This is a genomic window from Thalassospira sp. MCCC 1A03138, from assembly GCF_002115785.1.
In the GTDB taxonomy this organism is placed as follows: domain Bacteria; phylum Pseudomonadota; class Alphaproteobacteria; order Rhodospirillales; family Thalassospiraceae; genus Thalassospira.
The window spans coordinates 67,232-83,195 of record NZ_JFJY01000004.1; the positions used below are offsets into that span (position 1 = coordinate 67,232).

17 protein-coding genes are annotated in these 15,964 nt (G+C 55.5%); 9 read left to right on the forward strand and 8 right to left on the reverse strand.

The genetic code is table 11. The annotated features are described in order from the left end of the window. Positions 1-108 precede the first annotated feature (108 nt). Positions 109-1,329, reverse strand: a complete 1,221-nt coding sequence (locus TH468_RS10065; protein ID WP_085643757.1) for an aspartate kinase — start codon at positions 1,327-1,329, stop codon at positions 109-111. 430 nt (positions 1,330-1,759) lie between these two features. Between TH468_RS10065 and ubiG the strand changes: the two genes are divergently transcribed. Continuing rightward, complete coding sequence (ubiG, locus tag TH468_RS10070; RefSeq protein WP_085643759.1) at positions 1,760-2,524, forward strand: bifunctional 2-polyprenyl-6-hydroxyphenol methylase/3-demethylubiquinol 3-O-methyltransferase UbiG; 765 nt, start codon at positions 1,760-1,762, stop codon at positions 2,522-2,524. 68 nt (positions 2,525-2,592) lie between these two features. On the opposite strand, the gene TH468_RS10075 is transcribed toward ubiG, so the two are convergent. After that, on the reverse strand, positions 2,593-3,027 hold the full coding sequence (locus TH468_RS10075; protein WP_037991038.1) for a DUF1178 family protein: 435 nt from the start codon (positions 3,025-3,027) through the stop codon (positions 2,593-2,595). Between the two features lie 121 nt (positions 3,028-3,148). On the opposite strand from TH468_RS10075, the gene TH468_RS10080 reads away from it, so the two are divergent. Together TH468_RS10080 and TH468_RS10085 are read left to right on the forward strand one after the other, a co-directional pair. Beyond that, a complete protein-coding gene (locus tag TH468_RS10080) occupies positions 3,149-3,670 on the forward strand; it encodes a bifunctional 2-polyprenyl-6-hydroxyphenol methylase/3-demethylubiquinol 3-O-methyltransferase UbiG (RefSeq protein WP_246832287.1) in 522 nt (173 codons plus the stop codon). Positions 3,671-3,803: 133 nt separating this feature from the next. Beyond that, on the forward strand, positions 3,804-5,717 hold the full coding sequence (locus tag TH468_RS10085) for a PhoX family phosphatase (RefSeq protein ID WP_085643763.1): 1,914 nt from the start codon (positions 3,804-3,806) through the stop codon (positions 5,715-5,717). 71 nt (positions 5,718-5,788) lie between these two features. On the opposite strand, the gene TH468_RS10090 is transcribed toward TH468_RS10085, so the two are convergent. Further along, positions 5,789-6,328, reverse strand: a complete 540-nt coding sequence (locus TH468_RS10090; protein ID WP_210402239.1) for a YHS domain-containing (seleno)protein — start codon at positions 6,326-6,328, stop codon at positions 5,789-5,791. 205 nt (positions 6,329-6,533) lie between these two features. Between TH468_RS10090 and TH468_RS10095 the strand changes: the two genes are divergently transcribed. Next, positions 6,534-6,917 (forward strand): VOC family protein, encoded by a 384-nt coding sequence (locus TH468_RS10095; protein ID WP_085644197.1) that lies wholly within the window; start codon positions 6,534-6,536, stop codon positions 6,915-6,917. A 23-nt stretch (positions 6,918-6,940) separates the two neighbouring features. On the opposite strand, the gene TH468_RS10100 is transcribed toward TH468_RS10095, so the two are convergent. After that, positions 6,941-7,765 carry a carbon-nitrogen hydrolase family protein gene (locus tag TH468_RS10100; RefSeq protein ID WP_085643765.1) on the reverse strand — a complete coding sequence of 275 codons (825 nt, stop codon included), beginning with the start codon at positions 7,763-7,765 and terminating at the stop codon, positions 6,941-6,943. Positions 7,766-7,963: 198 nt separating this feature from the next. Between TH468_RS10100 and TH468_RS10105 the strand changes: the two genes are divergently transcribed. From TH468_RS10105 to TH468_RS10115, 3 genes are all read left to right on the forward strand, one after another. Next, the gene (locus TH468_RS10105) at positions 7,964-8,635 is read left to right on the forward strand and encodes a GntR family transcriptional regulator (protein ID WP_085643767.1); all 672 of its coding nucleotides are present in this window, start codon (positions 7,964-7,966) and stop codon (positions 8,633-8,635) included. A gap of 80 nt (positions 8,636-8,715) precedes the next feature. Next, positions 8,716-9,525, forward strand: a complete 810-nt coding sequence (locus TH468_RS10110) for a phytanoyl-CoA dioxygenase family protein (RefSeq protein WP_085643768.1) — start codon at positions 8,716-8,718, stop codon at positions 9,523-9,525. 24 nt (positions 9,526-9,549) lie between these two features. Next, positions 9,550-10,887, forward strand: a complete 1,338-nt coding sequence (locus TH468_RS10115; protein ID WP_085643770.1) for an NAD(P)H-dependent oxidoreductase — start codon at positions 9,550-9,552, stop codon at positions 10,885-10,887. Positions 10,888-10,955: 68 nt separating this feature from the next. On the opposite strand, the gene TH468_RS10120 is transcribed toward TH468_RS10115, so the two are convergent. Then, the gene (locus tag TH468_RS10120; protein WP_085643772.1) at positions 10,956-12,008 is read right to left on the reverse strand and encodes a nitronate monooxygenase family protein; all 1,053 of its coding nucleotides are present in this window, start codon (positions 12,006-12,008) and stop codon (positions 10,956-10,958) included. A gap of 125 nt (positions 12,009-12,133) precedes the next feature. Between TH468_RS10120 and TH468_RS10125 the strand changes: the two genes are divergently transcribed. Beyond that, complete coding sequence (locus tag TH468_RS10125) at positions 12,134-13,015, forward strand: LysR substrate-binding domain-containing protein (RefSeq protein ID WP_085643774.1); 882 nt, start codon at positions 12,134-12,136, stop codon at positions 13,013-13,015. A gap of 44 nt (positions 13,016-13,059) precedes the next feature. Here the strand turns inward: TH468_RS10125 and grxC are convergent, their stop codons facing one another. The 3 genes from grxC to TH468_RS10140 all read right to left on the reverse strand — a co-directional run bounded on the left by grxC (position 13,060) and on the right by TH468_RS10140 (position 15,188). Further along, positions 13,060-13,365 (reverse strand): glutaredoxin 3, encoded by a 306-nt coding sequence (grxC, locus tag TH468_RS10130; protein WP_371268743.1) that lies wholly within the window; start codon positions 13,363-13,365, stop codon positions 13,060-13,062. 78 nt (positions 13,366-13,443) lie between these two features. Further along, complete coding sequence (locus tag TH468_RS10135) at positions 13,444-14,214, reverse strand: ComF family protein (protein WP_139834683.1); 771 nt, start codon at positions 14,212-14,214, stop codon at positions 13,444-13,446. A gap of 77 nt (positions 14,215-14,291) precedes the next feature. Beyond that, entirely contained in the window at positions 14,292-15,188 is an 897-nt protein-coding gene (locus TH468_RS10140) for a LysR family transcriptional regulator (RefSeq protein ID WP_085643775.1), read from the reverse strand. 141 nt (positions 15,189-15,329) lie between these two features. Here TH468_RS10140 and TH468_RS10145 point away from each other — a divergent pair, with 141 nt between their 5' ends. Next, positions 15,330-15,947: a glutathione S-transferase family protein gene (locus TH468_RS10145; RefSeq protein WP_085643777.1), complete on the forward strand. Its 618-nt coding sequence runs from the start codon at positions 15,330-15,332 to the stop codon at positions 15,945-15,947. Positions 15,948-15,964 lie beyond the last annotated feature (17 nt).

Sequence of the window (15,964 nt, forward strand, 5' to 3'; positions counted from 1 at the left end):
TGCCATTTCATCATAAAGGCCGAAACCGATAGTTCCAGCTAGTATGTAATAATTGACGCAATTTAACAGTGACTTAATCACAGGCCATGCAAGTCACATTATATTAAATTACTCGGCATCAAGGCCATAAGCGGTATGAAGCGCGCGAACTGCCAGTTCGGTATATTCTTCGGCAATCAGAACGCTTACCTTGATTTCCGAGGTCGAAATGACCTGGATGTTGATGCCTTTCTCCGCAAGCGTTTCGAACATCTTGCGCGCAACGCCAACGTGCGAACGCATGCCCACACCAATGATCGACACCTTGGTCACATCTGATGTGCTCAGCAATTCCTTATAGCCGATCTTGGCCGAATTGCCCTCAATCACCGACAGCGCACGTTTGAATTCGCCGCGCGGCACGGTAAAGGTCATGTCGGTGCTTTTACCGTCTTCTGAAACGTTCTGCACGATCATGTCGACATTGATATTGGCCTCGGCCAGCGGGCCGAAGATAGAAGCAGCGATTCCCGGTTTGTCGGCGACTTTCACCAAGGTGATCTTGGCTTCGTCACGGCTATAGGCAATCCCGCTGACGACTTCCTGTTCCACGATTTCGTCCTCGTCTACAACAAGTGTTCCTTCCGCATCACTAAAGGAGGAGCGGACCTGTACCCGGACGCGATGGTTCATGGCCATCTCGACAGAACGGGTCTGAAGGACCTTCGCACCAAGCGATGCCAGTTCCAGCATTTCTTCGTAGGTAATCTTTTCGATCTTGCGCGCCTTGGGCACGATGCGCGGATCGGTCGTGTAAACCCCGTCAACATCGGTATAGATATCGCAACGATCCGCCTTCAGAGCCGCGGCAAGCGCCACCGCAGAAGTATCCGAACCGCCACGGCCCAGCGTGGCAATGCGGTTGTCAGGTGCGATCCCCTGGAAACCGGCAACACAGACAACCTCGCCGCTATTCATGCGCTTGTCGAGTTCGGTTGTATCGATTTCCTTGATACGTGCCTTGGCATGCGCGCCATCAGTCTTGATCGGAATCTGCCAGCCAAGCCATGAACGTGCTGGTACGTCAATGCTTTGCAGCGCCATGGCGATCAGGCCAACTGTCACCTGCTCACCCGATGATACGATCACGTCATATTCACGCGCGTCATACATCGGCGAAATTTCATCAGCCCAGCCAACCAGTTCGTTGGTCTTGCCCGACATTGCCGAAACAACAACCGCTACCTGGTTCCCGGCATCGACCTCGGATTTGACCCGACGGGCGACGTTCTTGATCTTTTCGACATCGGCGACCGATGTGCCGCCGAATTTCATGACAATACGGGCCATGAAGTATCCCCGCTAAGCTTGCCATCCATCGGTGTTCCGAAGAAGACGGCATGTGATCCGGCCCTCGATCGATTGGCGCAGGCCATCAATGCGGCGCGCCACCTGATCCGGGCGGCGTTATCAATACTGCCATACTCTTTTGGAAACAAGCATCAACGCAGGGGAAAATTGCATCGATTCATTTTTTATTCGGGTTTGATGCGCCAGATGCCTCCCCAAGGGCGCGAACCGCGAAATATCCTGCGAATTCTTACCTGAAAACCCTGACAACACATGCGATTGGCGCAAGGCACGTTTCGATTTCCCTCATGCTGGTAAAGCCCTCATTCGCCCGGCGTCAGGACCTTGATATCCGGCAAACTATTGCCTTGCCGGACGCGCCCGCGTAAACAGGGCAAAGAAAATCAACGTCACGCCATCGGAGCCGTCCATGTCGCACGCATCCGCCAATAACAGCCGCACCGCCAATGCCGAGGAAATCGCACGCTTTTCCGCAATGGCCGAAAAATGGTGGGACCCGAACGGCGCGATGAAGCCCCTGCACAAGTTCAATCCGATCCGCTTGCAGCTTCTGCGCGACAATATCGCTGCCCATCTCGGACGCGATGCCAACCAGCTTGACGTCCTGAAAGATGTCGAAATCATCGATATCGGTTGCGGTGCCGGTCTTCTGTCCGAACCGCTGGCACGCATGGGCGCAAAAATGATGTCAATCGACGCAGCCGAAAACAATATCGAAGTCGCAAAAGTCCACGCTGCGCAGTCGGGCCTTGCCATTGATTATCGCAATTGCACCCCGGAAATGCTGGTCGACGAGGGCAAGCAGTTCGATATCGTTCTGAATATGGAAGTCATCGAACATGTCGATGACCCGCAATTCTTCATGCAGGCCTGTGCAGCGTTACTCAAACCCGGCGGGTTGATGTTTGTTGCCACCCTGAACCGGACGATCAAATCGCTGGCTCTGGCAAAATTCGGCGCTGAATACATCCTGCGCTGGTTGCCTGCTGGCACCCATAACTGGCGCAAATTCGTCAAACCATCAGAAATGTCAGGCTTGCTGCGCGGTGCCGGTCTTGATCTCGTGGATATCACCGGTGTGACCTACAACCCGATCACCGATAAATGGTCAGCCGCCCCGCGCGATCTTGACATCAATTACATGGTGATCGCGCAAAAACCCGCCAAAGCCTGATCCTATAGCTGAAAACGTATTTTAGGACAGCACATCAGGCATGAAGGGAGCAAAGCGGGATCGAGCCCCTAATTCTTCTTGCTCTCGTCAAGCCATGGCAACGCCTGAACATCAATGCCTTCATCGATCAGTTCGGCTGTTTCTTTAAGCGATGCCTCGCCATAAATGCCGCGCTTTTCGGTCTCGCCGTAATGGATTTTGCGGGCTTCCTCGGCGAACTTAGTGCCGACATGCTCGCAGTTTTCCTCGACCTGCTTGCGGATTTCGGCCATCGCCGTGCGGGTTGCTTCGGCCATGGCAACCTGGCGGGTCTTTTCGGCGGCCTCCTCTTTCTGGCGCGACGTCCGAAGCCGCGGTGCCATCAACGCCTTTCCCACATTCGCCGTCCCACAAAACGGGCATGACAATTCACCGCTGGCAGCCTGGGTGTCATATGTGGCACCGTCTTTGAACCAGCCTTCAAATTCGTGATCATGTTCGCATTTAAGCTGAAAGAGGATCATGGTGTTGTTTTGTTCAAGCAAACCGTAACAATTGCAAGGTGTTTTGATATCAATGATATAGCGACACCCTGCCCGAAACGCCAGTTTCAGGCGGCTTCTTCAATAACCAAGATTTTTGAAAATGTCATCATTAATGCCATCGGACTGGGTTACCCGTCATTGCCCACCCTGCCCCGCGACCGGCGGAACCGCACTTGATCTTGCCTGCGGCAAGGGGCGTCACAGTTTCTGGCTGGCGGATCAGGGATGGCAGGTCACAGCCCTTGATCGCGATCTGTCGGATACGGGAACCGGTGAAAATACCGGAATTGAGTGGATCGAAGCAAATCTTGAATCGGGTCCCTGGCCGCTTGGGGACCGGCAGTTTGACCTGGTGGTGGTCGTCAATTACCTGCACCGACCACTGTTTGAAAATCTTCGCGATGCGGTCAAATCCGGTGGCACTTTGCTTTATGAAACCTTCATGATCGGCAACGAAGCGTTCGGCCGCCCCCGATCACCAGAATTCCTTCTGCACCCTGGCGAACTGCCAAACGCCTTTTCCGGCTGGAAAATCAACGCATTCGAACAGGGCCCTCAATACAAACCATCCGCAGCCGTTCCCTTCGCTGTGAAACAATTCCAGTCGGCCTGCAAACCATAGGCAAAGCAGACTGCAACAATTCCGTAACACACTGGAATAAAAATAAAAATAAACACAAGTGTCATAATTCAAACGGCGTGTTTCTGGCATCTTCCTCGGCGCTAGTTTTAGCATTTGGCAGAGAGAGAAAACCATGACCGAACAATTTGAAATCGTCGAGGATCGCGATGACATTCCGTCGAACCCGACAAACAACCCACGTGTAGCCGACCTGATCAATGCCCGCCTTTCCCGCCGCGGCTTTTTCAAGGGGCTGATGGCAACGTCGGCCGTCGCCGGTGCCGGTATCGCCACCTCGGGCATGGCCCGTGCGCAAGACGCATCGACCCTGACCTTCAAATCGATCCCGCAGAAAATCACCGAAACCCATGCGGTAGCCGACGGTTACGATGCCGACGTCCTGATTCGCTGGGGCGACAAGGTTGCTGCCGATGCCCCGGCATTTGTGCCAGGTGCCGTCGATGCCACCGCCCAGAACAAGCAGTTCGGCTATAACTGCGACTATATCGGCTATATGCCGCTGCCGGTCGGCTCGGACAATTCCGAACACGGCCTTCTGTGTGTCAGCCATGAATACACCAACGCGGAAATGATGTGGCCGGGACTCAAGGATGCCATGGGCGCATCACAGGAACAGGCCCTGCACGAAATTGCCGCCCACGGCCATTCCATCGTCGAAGTCAAAAAGACCAGTGGCAAATGGCAGGTCATCGACGGGTCAAATTATGCGCGCCGCATTTCGGCCCTTGATACCGACATGGTCATCACCGGCCCGGCCGCCGGCCATGACCGCCTGAAAACCAGTTCTGACCCGACCGGCACGCGCGTCATCGGCACGCTGAACAACTGTGCAGGCGGCAAAACCCCTTGGGGCACCATCCTGATCGCCGAAGAAAACTTCAACGGCTATTTCGGGGGCGACATCGCCAAAACCAGCGAAGAACGCAACTACAAGCGCCTCGGCATCGAGCCGGACAGCTGGTATTCATGGGTCAAATATTTCGACCGTTTCAATGTCGAAAAAGAACCGAACGAACCGAACAAGTTCGGCTGGATGGTCGAAATCGATCCCTACGATCCGACATCAATGCCCAAAAAACGCACCGCCCTTGGCCGCTTCAAACACGAAGGCGCAACCGTTATCGTCAACAAGGATAACTCGGTTGTTGCCTATTCCGGCGACGATCAGCGTTTCGACTATCTTTATAAATTCGTCGCGTCGAAAAAATACAATCCGAACGACCGCGCAGCTAACATGGACATCCTCGAAGACGGCACGCTTTATGTCGCCAAATTCAACGAGGACGGCACAGTAAACTGGATGCCGTTGGTCCATGGTGATGGCCCGCTGACCACCGAAAACGATTTCCATAGCAAGGCCGACGTTCTGATTGAAACCCGTCGCGCCGCCGACCTTTTGGGTGCGACCCAGATGGACCGCCCCGAAGACGTCGAACCGAACCCGGTCAACGGCAAGGTTTACGTTATGCTTACCAACAACTCGAAGCGCAAGGAGCCGAACATCGTCAACCCGCGCGCCTCGAACATCCATGGCCATGTTCTTGAGCTCACCCCTCCGGGCGGCATGGGCAAGGATGCCGATCACACCGCAGATACCTTCAAGTGGGACATCTTCCTGCTTGGCGGTAACCCGGAGAATGCCGATGACCGTGCAGTTTACCATCCAGGGGCTGAAAGCTGGGTATCCTGCCCGGATAACCTTGCGATTGACCATAAAGGCCGCCTGTGGATTTCGACCGATGGTGCGCCGAACTCGGATATTCCAGATGGCATGCATGCCGCAGACGTTGAAGGTGCCGGTCGTGCACTGACCAAATTCTTCTTTGCCTGCCCGGAAGGTGCCGAAATGTGCGGCCCGGAATTCACCCCGGATGGCACGACCCTGTTTGTCGCGGTTCAGCACCCGGCAGATGGTTCGACCTATGACGCACCCAGCACCCGCTGGCCGGACTTCAAGGACGGCGTTCCGGCGCGTCCGTCGGTGGTTACGATCACCAAGCAGGGCGGCGGCGAAATCGCAAGCTGATCCTGGTCATACTCGATCATCGTCAAACCGGCCCCGCTTGGGGCCGGTTTTCATTTTTCAGTCACGTTACCTTACCTGATCGGTGCAGTGCCTGCGTACGTGCCGTTATTGTCCGCAATTGCCTTCCAGCTTTTGTCCGAAGCGCCCTTGGCCTCAAGCGAGGTCCAGTTGCCTTCGGACTTGTTGATATTGCCGCTGATATCGCTATTCCAGAAACCAACCACCGTCGGTGTGATATTCAGATAAAGTGCCCCGTCAACAATCCGCCACAGATTCGGATTGGCCGGGACCTTACCGCCCTGTGCGACGCCATAGGCGCAATGCCCGTCATATTTCGGCGCGTATTTTTCCGGATTGGCGGTGAACATGTCGCGATACTCTTCGGATGCAAACGCCCATGTCGCCCCGTTATACTCGGCGGTGATATCGGATCGCCCCGGCACGGCCCGGGGCTGCGCGCCCCCCGGCTCCGCCTGCTTCAGATCGAAATAGGCCACCGGATCATACCCGCTGATCGCAAAGCCTGTTTCATCAACATATTGCTCCCCCGCGAAAGCCGCACCCGAAGCTGCCATGATCAGGGACGTCGCCAGTAACATACGCTTCAGCATCACCCAAACACTCCATTTGCTGTTTTGATAAGTCGATATTGAAAGAGCATGTGCGAAAGGCAAAATGACGTTGCGACACTGTTTCGTGAAACTGCGTGACCGCGGGGCTCAGCATCCCAATCGGTTGCGAATTTTCTTCTTGACCTAAACTTAAGTTAAGGAATTACACAGAAGATAGTTGAGGAAAAACAAAAAGGAATATTCCATGAGCACCGCGTTTCTGGAACATGTGAATTTCACCGTCGCTGATCCGGCCAAAACGGCCACACAATTATGTGACTGGTTTGGCTGGCATGTGCGCTGGAACGGGCCGTCAAAGGATAACGGCATCACCTATCACGTCGGCAATGATACAAGCTATGTCGCCGTCTATTCCGGCGGAACGCCGATAAGTTCGGATGAAAATTCGTATCGCACTCTGGGCGGGATGAACCATGTCGCCATTGTGGTTGACGACCTTGACGCGACTGAAAAGAAAATCCTCGCCAGTGGTCTGAAAACCCACAGTCATGCCGATTATGAACCCGGCCGCCGGTTTTACTTCCATGACGAAAACGGCATCGAGTTCGAGGTGGTCAGCTATAGCTAACCACCTGCGAAATGCTGCTTAGATCAGCAAGGCTTGTATGCCCGGTCATTATGAAGCGATGGTACCATCCGCCGAATATCTTCCACCCGATCCAGATCGATCTCGGCGGTGATAAAGCCGGGATCGGTCCCCGCATCGGCAAGGATCTCTCCCCACGGATCGATAATCAGCGAATGGCCGAAGGTCTGCCGGTTGCCCGGATGATCGCCGCACTGTGCGGCCGCAATCACATAACAACCATTTTCAATCGCGCGTGACCGCAACAGATTATGCCAGTGCGCCTGCCCGGTCGTACGTGTAAACGCCGCCGGGATAGACAGGATCTTTGCCCCCGCCTTGGCATAATCACGGAAAAGCTGCGGGAACCGGACGTCATAGCAAATCGCAATGCCGATATCCCCGATATCGGTTTTGGCAAGCCGCGCCTGATCGCCCGGGCGGAAAGTTTTGCTTTCGCGGTAACTTTCCCCGTCCGCCAGATCGACATCAAACATGTGAATCTTGTCATAGGATGTGATCACCGCCCCGTCCGAGCCAATCACAAAGCAGCGATTGGCAACCCGGTCTTCGCCCGGCACCTTCACATGCAATGACCCGACAATCAGGGTCGATTTCAATTCTTCCGCCAGATCGCGGAAAAATGTCAGGGCTGGGTGATCGGCCTCGTCAAAGGCCGCCGTCCTGACCTTTTCCCCGCCAAACGACATCATCGAAACATTTTCCGGAAACGCAATCAACGTTGCCCCCGCCGCATGGGCATCGCGCGCATAGGTCGCGGCACGTGCAAGGTTGTCGCTCATATTGTCACGCGCATTCACCTGGACACAGGCAGCAATGAAACGGGCCATGACATCGTCTCCTTATCGTTGTTCTGCGATAATCATGGAACGCGATCGGACCACGGACAATACACAATTGGGCTATCGCGCCACCAAAACAGTGTTTTAATCTGAGCACACAACCACAGAGTCATTTTTTATCGATTTGATCTTCCAATGGTTAAATTTAGTGTATACAGTATTCCACATGCGAAAGAAGGATTGAAGATGGAACCGCTTTCCGGTCGTAAAAGTCTGACTGACGAAGTGCATGATCGCTTGGTCGATGCCCTGTGTTCCGGTGCTCTCCCTCCCGGAACGCCTTTGCGTCAGGAAGCCTTGGCCGAGGAGCTCAATGTCTCGCGGCAGCCAGTGTTGCAAGCTCTGGGGTTGCTGCGTCGTGATGGGCTGGTCGTACCGATGGGGCGGCGCGGATACCGCGTTGCGCCGGTCGATGCCAAGCTGGTCGAGCACGTTTATGACTTGCGCGAAGCGTTTGACGGGCTTGCCGCCCGTCTGGCGTCAAAATCCACGGAAGACGAACGGAAATCGGCCCTGCGGGCTGCCATCCAACAGGGACACCACGCCCTGGACAGCAATACCACCGCAGACCTTGTTGCAGCCGACGTCGCGTTTCATCAAACGATCTATCGCCTGTCGGGCAATCCCCTGTTGCCCGAGGCATCAGCCGCAATCTGGCTGCAGGTTCGGCGCGTCATGCATGCCGACCTGCAGACTGGAACCGGTCGGGACCCTGTCTGGACCGAACATCAAGCCATCGCCGACGCGATTTGCGCCGGCGATGGTGCGGCGGCCGAACAATTGGCAATTGCACATACACGCAACGCTGCAAACCGCCTGATCACGCATATGAAAGAAACAGCAAAGAAAAACAATTAAATCGCCTGGCGCATAAACCGCCCGAAACGGGCACATAGTCGCATAATAAAAATCAAAACCTTGCGACACGGAGGAACGTCATGAAACTCAATGAAGCGGCACTTGCCGAATTTCGCGAACAGGGCTTTGTCTTTCTACCGGAACTTTTCTCTCCCGAAGAAGCCGCCCTTCTTCTGTCCGAAGCCCGCCAGATTTATGCATCCGACCGCGAAGAAGTCTGGCGCGAAACATCGGGCGTCGCCCGCACGGCTTTTGCCGCCCACACCTATAACGAAGCCCATCGCCGCCTTGGCGCCCATCCCCGTCTGATCGAACCTGTTGAACAGTTCCTCGAAGAACAGGTTTACATGCACCAGTACAAAATCAACGCCAAGGCCGCCTTTGATGGCGCCGTCTGGCAATGGCATCAGGATTACGGCACCTGGCAGCGCGACGATGAAATGCCCGAACCGCGCGCATTCAACATTGCCCTGTTCCTTGAAGACGTCACCCCGGCCAATGGCCCGTTATTATTCATCCCCAAAAGCCATAAGGCAGGCGTGCTAAAGGCCGGTCACGACCTTGAAACCACATCCTATCCGCTTTGGACGCTTGATCGCGAAACAGTTACAAAGCTTGCTGCCGAAGGCGGTTGCGAGGCCCCGATTGGTCCCGCTGGTTCGGTTGTGATGTTCCATGGCAATCTGGTCCATGCCAGCCCGCCCAATATCAGCCCGTTTGACCGCACCATTGTTTATCTTAGCCTGTGCGCGGTTTCGAACCATATCCGGGCGTTTAATCGCAAACCGTGGATCGCGCATCGCGACTTTACCCCGATCACGCCGCTTGCCGATGATTGCCTTGACGAACTGGTTGCCAGACAGCCTGCCGCCAAAAGTTCCGCGGCCTGATCGCCCGGCGACGGAGTATTTCGAATGAACCTTGATGCAAAGCTGCGCAAACGTGCCGCAGACGGCAATCCTGTTCGTGTCGGCATTATCGGCGCGGGCAAATTCGGCTCGATGTTTTTAAGTCAGGCCGGACACCATCCGGGCTATCACGTTCTCGGGGTTGCAGACCTGAGCGCGGCCCGCGCCAAAGAGGCCCTCGACCGTGTTGGCTGGCCAAAGGAACGCTATCAGGCAACCGATCCGGACAATGCGCTTAAAAACGGCACCACCTGGATCACCGAGAATGCCGACGCCCTGATCGAAGCCAACGGCCTCGAAGTCATCATTGATGCCACCGGCAGCCCCGCTGCCGGTATCCGTTATGGCCTGAAGGCCATCGAACATGGCCGCCACCTTATCATGGTCAATGTCGAGGCCGACGTTCTTGCAGGGCCGCTTCTGGCACGCAAGGCCGGGCAGGCAGGCCTTGTCTATTCCATGGCCTATGGCGATCAACCCGCCCTGATTTCGGAAATGGTCGATTGGGCACGTGCGGTCGGCCTTGATGTCATCTGCGCGGGCAAGGGCACCAAATATCTGCCCGCCTATCACCATGTCACGCCCGACGATGTCTGGACCCATTATGGCCTGACACCAGAACAGGCAAAGGCAGGTGGCATGAACCCGCAGATTTTCAACAGCTTCCTTGATGGCACCAAATCCGCCATCGAAATGGCCGCGGTTGCCAATGCCTGTGATCTGGTGCCACAGGATATCGGCCTTCGTTTCCCTGCCTGCGGTGTCGATGATCTACCCCGCTTGCTCTCGCCACGGGAAACCGGTGGTTTGCTTGATCGCAAGGGTACGGTCGAAGTGGTTTCAAGCCTTGAACGTGATACACGCCCGGTCTTTCGTGATCTGCGCTGGGGTGTTTATGTCACGTTTGAAGCCCCCAGCGACTATGTCAAACGCTGTTTCTCGGAATATGGTCTTCTGACCGACCCTACCGGGCAATATTCGGCGATGTATAAACCCTATCACCTGATCGGACTGGAACTGGGCATCTCGGTTGCGTCGGCCGCCCTGCGACACGAGGCGACGGGCGCACCGCGCGCATGGTCAGGCGACGCGGTCGCCTTTGCCAAACGCGACCTTCGCGTCGGTGAAAAGCTCGACGGTGAAGGCGGTTACACGGTCTATGGCAAACTGATGCCCGCCCGCATGTCAAAGGCCCAAAATGCCCTTCCCATCGGCCTTGCCCACCACCTGACACTCAAACACAAAATTGCCACCGATCAGGTCGTTACATGGGACGACGTAGATTTCGACGTCACTGATCCCGCCATCCGCTTCCGCAAGGAAATGGAAGATACCTTTGGCTGACGATCTTTCCCTGCTCGTGTCACCAAACTCTACCCCGGTCAGACTGACCGGGGTTTTGTTTTTCGATCTTACTTTCTGCGAGCGACCTCGAACTCCTGCATCAGGGTCGCCACAAGCTCTGCGGCAGGCATCGCACGTGCTAATGGCGCCCCCTGTCCGGCCCACTGCGCGCCAAAGCCATCTTCGCCTTTGGCTTTGGCGGCGGCGTTCAATGCTTTTCCCGCGTCATAAGCAATGGGGTAGGACGGCACTGCCGCATTCAGCGTATCTTTAAGGGCCGTAAAACGATTTGCAATCGCGCGCGCCGGTCGCCCGGAAATCAACGATGTCAGTTGCGTATGATATGCCCCCGCCCCCATCAGCGCACGGCGATATCCCTCGTCGGCTGAGGATTCCGGACACGCAACAAAGGCCGTGCCCAGCTGGGCGCTCACAGCGCCAAGATCAAGGGCGGCAGCAATACCCGCCCCATCCATAATGCCGCCCGCGGCAATAACCGGCAGCTTGCAATCACGCACCAGCAAACGGGTCAGTGCGACAGTGCTCAAACAATCATCATGCGCATCCGGGTCAAAAATACCGCGATGACCACCGGCCTCGATGCCTTGGGCAACGACCACATCAATACCAGCAGCCTCGATCTTACGAGCTTCGTCCAGACTGGTCGCAGTTGCAAACAGTATAATTCCGGCCTGCTTTAGCACCGCAATCACATCTGCCGACGGCAATCCGAAATGTAAACTGACCACGGCCGGTTTCATCTCGATCAAAAGCGCCAGCATATCCCAATCATCGGCAAAGCTTTTATAGATGGTGCGCAAACCTGACGGTGGCCTTGCACCGAATTCGGCAAAATGCGGCCTTAAGGCATGAAGCCATGCAGCCTCACAAACCGGGTCCGGCTTTGGTGTTTCATGGACAAAAACATTGACGTTAAAGGCGCGATCCGTCCGGGCGCGAAGTTCTTCGATCATCTTGCGCGCCGCCGTCGCGTCACTTGCGCCGACACCAATCGATCCCAGACCACCGACATTCGAAACTGCCGCCGCAAGTGCCGGGGTGGAAACTCCGGCCATCGGGGCCTGCACAATCGGCAATGTCATACCAAGCCTGTCCAGCATTTCAGTCCTCCCGAATGCCCTGCCCGTATCGAGGCAAACATTCTTCACAATTTCAGAATTAAGATTGACATATATTCTTAAATAAAGAATATAAATTCAAGTAAATTCCGCATCGGAGAATTATGATGGATCTTGCGTCGCTGGCGGTTTTTCGTACCGTTGCCAAAGAACAGGGCATTACCCGTGCCGCCGAACTGCTTGGCCGGGTGCCATCCAATGTCACCACCCGCGTTCAGCAGCTTGAAACGGAAATCGGTGTTGCCCTGTTTCAGCGCGATAAAAAACGCATGATCCTGACACAGGAAGGCGAAACCTTTCTGGAATATGCCGACCGCATCCTGAACCTTGCCGACGAAGCACGCCAGATGGTCAATCCCTCGACCCCGGCCGGAACCCTGCGTGTCGGTTCAATGGAAAGCACCGTCGCCAGCCGCCTTCCCGTTCCGCTCGCTGCCTATAACAAGGCATTCCCCGACGTCACGATTGAACTATCAACTGCACCCACCCGACAGCTTGTCGATGGCCTTCTGGCCCGCCGCATTGATTGCGCACTGATTGCGATACCGTCGGGGGAATGGTGGCTGGAACCCGGAATTCTTGATACCCGCGCCATGTTTCGCGAAGAACTTGTATTGCTTCTCCCACCCGGACATGCCGCTATTCTTAGCGCCAGCGACATCCAGCCAAATTCACTGGCGGCCTTCGCACCGGGTTGTACCTATCGAGCGTTGGCCGAAGAATGGCTTACCGGGTTCGGATCCATCAGGGAACATTTCACGGTTCAGGAAGTCGGGTCTTATCACGCCATGTTTGCCTGCACCGCTGCCGGATCATGCATCAGCATCATGCCACGCAGTGTCGTTGATCTGATGCGTCATCTTGGCCCGGTCAGGGAACATCCCCTGATGAAGGTTGATACCTTTCTGGCCTGCCGTCCGGGTTTTGATACCCCGGCATTTTCGGAATTCCGCAAAACGCTTGAAACGGCATCCGATATCAAAAAATAAACGGGTGGCAACAATCGTTGCCACCCGTTTTGGAAATCCCGAACTTATGCCGACAGCTTGCTGTCCAGACCGCCCTTGGCGTTCAGCGCCATAAGTTCGTCGCAGCCGCCGATATGTTCGTCATTGATGAAAATCTGCGGCACGGTATGACGGCCACTCGCACGATCCATCATTTCCTTTTTGCGACGCGGTTCCATCATCACATCAATCAGTTCGTATTTGGCACCCTTTTCTTCCAGAAGCTTGCGGGCACGCTTGCAATAGGGGCACCATTCGGTGGCATAAACTTCGACTTTTGCCATCTGGTCATGTTCCTTTTTCATCGGGTCGTTATGGGTGCTATGGCGCATATTTCCACGGCCTTGCACCAGAATACGACCAGCAATCCGTCCTGTATGGGCGTTCTATAACAGATATTTTGCGACGCGTCATCGGACCACCCGTGCAACCGTGATCACATCGACGTGCATGGCTCCGGCGCGCTTCAAAATCCGCGCGCATGCATTGGCCGTCGCCCCCGTGGTCAGCACATCATCAATCAAAACCACCCGTGCCCCCGAAAGCCCGATCTGCGCTGCGATCCTGTCATCAACACCAAACGCACCACCGACTTCGCGCTTGCGCGACGACGGCCCCAAACCGCCCAGACTGCGCGTTTTTCGCAACCGCCGCAGCACCGTGCCATGCCATCCAATGCCGGTCTGGCGCGACAGACTGGCGGCCAACAACCCAGACTGATTATATCGCCGCATCAAAAGCCGGGTACGATGCAACGGTACCGGAAGAATGATATCCGCATCTACCCAGAAATCCCGCCCGGCCTGCACCAGCCAGCGACTTAAAAGCGGCGTCAGATCGGTGCGATCCCCGTGCTTGAACCGTAAAAGGTAATCACGACTTGCGTCGTCATAAATCAGTGCCGCACGGGCCCGATCAAACGCAGGCTTTTTACGTAAACATTCGCCGCACAGGATGCCATCGCCCTCATTGTCGTCAGCGGCAAGCTCGAACGGATAGCCGCAACACGCGCACAGTGGATCGGAAATAAATCGAAGCCCGATCCAGCAATCAGCACAGACCGCATGCACCGTATCGGTAACCGCACCGCATCCACCACAACGCGGCGGCAAAACGGTGCGCAAACCGATCTGCATCACATTGCCGACAATACGACCAATCTGTGCCGATAAAATCCCCACCCGATCATCCCTGCTTATGCATCGTCACCGATCACAAAACATCCGATCCTATCACGCGTGATGATTGAAACGATGCGCTAATTGATCCGCTTATCCGAACGTAGACGATCCACCGCCAGATCGATAAAGGCCCGGACCTTGGCAGGAGCATGGCGACCTTCGGGATGGACGATATGGATGGGGATCGGTTCGGGCTCATAATCACGCAGAACCACTTCAAGCGATCCATTCTCGATAAAAGGTGCTGCCTGATATGACATCATCCGAACCAATCCCCATCCGTCAATCGCCGCCTTGCGGGCCGCTTCAATCGAATTGGTTTGCAGTCGTGCATTGACCGAAAGACTGATCTTCTGATCCCCTCCGAACTGCCAATCCAATGGTGCGGATGATCCGGTTGATGCGACAACCCTGTGCATCCCGATATCTGCCGGCACCGCCGGCCTACTATGGCGGTCCAAATAGCCGGGGCCCCCGCAAATGATACGCCGCACGGTCCCGACCTTGATCGCACTCATCGATGTATCGGCCATATGTCCGATACGGATGGCAAGATCGATGCCTTCCTCGACAATATTGACAATGCGGTCAAACAACAGCACCCGACCGCGTACTTCAGGATACAGGTCAAGAAACTCGGTCATCACCGGAAATATATACATCTGCCCGAACAGAACCGGGGCCGTGATGGTCAATGTGCCGCTGGGTCGGGCATAGGCACCACCTGCGGCGGCTTCGGCTTCTTCCAGATCACCAAGCAATCGTTTGCAGTCATCATAATAATTTGCCCCTGGCTCTGTCAGGGTGACGGACCGGGTTGTCCGTGTCAAAAGCCGGGCACCGGTGATTTCCTCCAGGAACGCGACTGCACGTGTGACGGCGGGCGGGCTTGATCCCAACTCCCGTGCAGCCGCGGCAAAGCTTTGCGCCTCGACAACGCGCACAAAAATCCTCATCGCCTGAAATCGATCCATGGTGCTTTTCCTGCACTGCCAACACATCATTCCATTTTACGGAATAATGAATTCCCGGAAAACCATATTCTATAAAATTAAGGAAACAGTCATGGTCATTGGCATCGCATCAACCTTGTATTTGAAGAAGGACTTGGAACAATGAAGCTGCATTATTTCCCCCTCTCGGGCCATGCCCATCGTGCCCACCTGTTTCTAAGCCTTTTGGGCGTTGACCACGACGTCGTGGTTGTAGATCTACCCAACGGTACCCATAAATCGTCGGAATTCCTGAAACTGAACCCGCTGGGTCAGGTTCCCGTACTTGAAGACGGCGACGTGGTGATTGCCGATTCCATCGCCATCATGACCTATGTCGCCAAGAAATACGGTGCGACCGACTGGTTGCCCGAAGATGCCGAAAGTGCCGCCAAGGTCCAGAAATGGCTTTCGATCGCGGCAGGCCAGATTGCCTATGGCGTCTGTGCTGCCCGTCTCGTCACGGTTTTTAATGCCCCGTTCAATGCAGACGAGGTCATTGCACGCGCGCATGCCATTCTGGCCCACATTGAGGCCGCGCTTTCCGGCAAAGACTGGCTCGAACTGGACCGCCCGACCATCGCCGATGTCGCGCTTTACAGCTATATCGCCAATGCGCCCGAGGGCAATGTTGACCTTGCCCCCTATGGCAATGTTCGCGCCTGGCTCAAACGGGTCGAAGCCCTGCCCGGTTTCGTGCCGTTCGAACAGACTTCTGCCGGCCTGCGCAAGTCAGCCTAATGGTCCGGGCCGGTCTT

What these genes read in the sequence shown, in the direction of transcription:
- TH468_RS10065 (WP_085643757.1), bottom strand. Translation starts at nt 1,329, where the DNA reads ATGGCCCGTATTGTCATGAAATTCGGCGGCACATCGGTCGCCGATGTC.
- ubiG (WP_085643759.1), top strand. Translation starts at nt 1,760, where the DNA reads ATGTCGCACGCATCCGCCAATAACAGCCGCACCGCCAATGCCGAGGAA.
- TH468_RS10075 (WP_037991038.1), bottom strand. Translation starts at nt 3,027, where the DNA reads ATGATCCTCTTTCAGCTTAAATGCGAACATGATCACGAATTTGAAGGC.
- TH468_RS10080 (WP_246832287.1), top strand. Translation starts at nt 3,149, where the DNA reads ATGTCATCATTAATGCCATCGGACTGGGTTACCCGTCATTGCCCACCC.
- TH468_RS10085 (WP_085643763.1), top strand. Translation starts at nt 3,804, where the DNA reads ATGACCGAACAATTTGAAATCGTCGAGGATCGCGATGACATTCCGTCG.
- TH468_RS10090 (WP_210402239.1), bottom strand. Translation starts at nt 6,328, where the DNA reads ATGCTGAAGCGTATGTTACTGGCGACGTCCCTGATCATGGCAGCTTCG.
- TH468_RS10095 (WP_085644197.1), top strand. Translation starts at nt 6,534, where the DNA reads ATGAGCACCGCGTTTCTGGAACATGTGAATTTCACCGTCGCTGATCCG.
- TH468_RS10100 (WP_085643765.1), bottom strand. Translation starts at nt 7,765, where the DNA reads ATGGCCCGTTTCATTGCTGCCTGTGTCCAGGTGAATGCGCGTGACAAT.
- TH468_RS10105 (WP_085643767.1), top strand. Translation starts at nt 7,964, where the DNA reads ATGGAACCGCTTTCCGGTCGTAAAAGTCTGACTGACGAAGTGCATGAT.
- TH468_RS10110 (WP_085643768.1), top strand. Translation starts at nt 8,716, where the DNA reads ATGAAACTCAATGAAGCGGCACTTGCCGAATTTCGCGAACAGGGCTTT.
- TH468_RS10115 (WP_085643770.1), top strand. Translation starts at nt 9,550, where the DNA reads ATGAACCTTGATGCAAAGCTGCGCAAACGTGCCGCAGACGGCAATCCT.
- TH468_RS10120 (WP_085643772.1), bottom strand. Translation starts at nt 12,008, where the DNA reads ATGCTGGACAGGCTTGGTATGACATTGCCGATTGTGCAGGCCCCGATG.
- TH468_RS10125 (WP_085643774.1), top strand. Translation starts at nt 12,134, where the DNA reads ATGGATCTTGCGTCGCTGGCGGTTTTTCGTACCGTTGCCAAAGAACAG.
- grxC (WP_371268743.1), bottom strand. Translation starts at nt 13,365, where the DNA reads ATGCGCCATAGCACCCATAACGACCCGATGAAAAAGGAACATGACCAG.
- TH468_RS10140 (WP_085643775.1), bottom strand. Translation starts at nt 15,188, where the DNA reads ATGGATCGATTTCAGGCGATGAGGATTTTTGTGCGCGTTGTCGAGGCG.
- TH468_RS10145 (WP_085643777.1), top strand. Translation starts at nt 15,330, where the DNA reads ATGAAGCTGCATTATTTCCCCCTCTCGGGCCATGCCCATCGTGCCCAC.